2 protein-coding genes are annotated in these 2,157 nt (G+C 39.8%); both read right to left on the reverse strand.

All coding sequences use genetic code 11. The features are described from left to right. A partial coding sequence (locus tag ACY65O_RS20540; protein ID WP_462222730.1) for a DUF4974 domain-containing protein occupies window positions 1-1,232 on the reverse strand: 1,232 nt, incomplete at its 3' end. A gap of 147 nt (window positions 1,233-1,379) precedes the next feature. Beyond that, window positions 1,380-2,157: dihydrodipicolinate synthase family protein (locus tag ACY65O_RS20545; RefSeq protein WP_462222731.1), on the reverse strand; the 778-nt coding region annotated here is incomplete at its 5' end.

Genomic DNA, 2,157 nt, shown 5'->3' on the forward strand with positions numbered 1-2,157 from the left:
ATATTTAAGTTTAAATATTTTGCCATGAAATTATACAACGGTACACGTTTTGTAATTCCAAAATCGTGTTTATCAGTTGGCAGGTGTACATTCTGCACCTCATCTTTTTTGCCATACCAGCCATACATTTTTTGCAGGTAAGGAAAATCATGTTCCGGCATTTTATCTGTCCAGTCGCCACCATCGCTGATAAGCAACTGCGGCCTTGGCGCAGCCATGGCAGCAATTTCTACATTATCTGTTCTTCCTCCGCAACTGTGAATATCCATACCGCTTTCGCAGGGGCAGCCGCCATAGAAATACGAACTTATTGCCACCACGGGTGCAGAGACTTTTATACGGTCATCTAATGCTGTCATTAAAACGGAATGACTGCCTGCGCCACTTCCACCAGTAATGGCTACACGATTGGTATCGGCATCTTTTTGTGCTAATAAATAATCAAGAATGCGAATACTTCCCAGCGCCTGTATCGTCATGGATAAACTGCGGCGGTGGTCTTCTAATTTAAATTGTAATAACGATTCGCCCCAGGCAAACAGATCGTAACTGAATGCCATGGCACCCATTTTTGCAAATGCAGCGCAACGGTACTGGCAATCGGCACGGTAACGTTGTTTTTCCCAATGGCCATCCGGATTTAATATCACCGGAATTTTGCCTTTGTATTTTGCAGGTTTGTATAAAGAACCGTTTATCCAAAGGCCGGGTAAAATTTCTATTGCAATATTTTGTACAGTGTAGCCATCAAATTTTCTTACTGCAGTAATTACAGGTTTGTTATTGGGTAATGCAGGAAGCTGTGCTAATTGCAACGCTTCTTTCATACATAATTTTAATGCTGTTTTTCTACTTTCCCATTCTTGCAGTGTTTTATATTGTGCAGCAATTCTATCTAACTCTCCCCAACCTTCTGCAGGTTGCCAGCGAAAATATTCATATGCACTGAGTTTATATTTTTTTTCGCCTTCTTTTTTTACTTTTAATTCTAATGGTGTTAAAATGCTTTCTAAAGTTAGTTCTACATCGGGGCGGTATTTCCAACCGGCGTAGGTAACTTTTTTGTTGGCCACCATACTATCGGCAAATTTTATGGTGACATTGTATTTTTTTTGAATGTCGTTTAAAACTTCTTTGAGTGGTTTGGCGAACTGGTTATCAGTGTTGGCTTGTGCATGAAGAGAAGATTGCCACAGCAGCACGGAAGCACAGAATAAAAAAAATACCCTCATGAAATTGTAATGAAGTTTTGAATTGAAAAAGAGCTGAGTAAAGATATGTCGTACAAGAGTGTCTCGCCTTAGGCCAGACCACCGAAGTCCAATAGCATTACTAAAGCCCGGCTCAAAAAAAAAGAATGTATTCATACAGCAATTTAATTAAATAGCAGCATCCAATTGATATTTTGGTAACATCAATTGTTCCACATCAACAGGTTTTATTTTTAATTTATCGCACCAGGTTTTAAAGCTTTCATGAATGTCGTCTAAAGTTTTCTTTTGTTCGGGTGTAAGTTCCAACGCAGTGGCACGGCTGATGGTACGCACGGGCAAACCTCTTTTGCGCAAAAAATATTTTGCACTCATGGGATAAGCGATATGTATCAACGGATCTACACGGCTTATTTCTGCCTGCAACCATTTTACTTCTTCCTGCATTGCAGGATCGTTGGCATTGTTCACCATCCACACTAAAATTTCGGGATAAAAATTTCCGCTGATGGATGACATTCCCTTTGCGCCCATTTGCAAACTGTAAATGGCATTGGGTGAATGTGCATCAAAAAACTCGAGGTTACTTTTTGTTTCTTTTACAATATCAATTTTTGTTTTTACTTTTTCCAGATCAATCGAAGTGTCTTTATGATACACCAACCGGTTGGCTGATAACAAAGTTTTAAAAACATCGGGGCCAATAATTCTCTTGTACGGCGCCGGGCATTCGTACATACCCAATGGAATATTGCCGGTGAGTTTAAACATGGTTTCAAAATTTTTCAACAACACGTCGTCACTGTCTTCTACATTGGCGTAATGGCCGGTAATTAATATCACAGCATTAATACCGGTATCGTAAATCTTTTTTGTAAATGCTGCTTTATCGCTAACAGTTAACCCGAATGAACCGGTAGCAACAACAGGCACACGGCCGTTTACA

It is taken from the genome of Ferruginibacter sp., from assembly GCF_031430955.1.
In the GTDB taxonomy this organism is placed as follows: Bacteria; Bacteroidota; Bacteroidia; order Chitinophagales; family Chitinophagaceae; genus Ferruginibacter.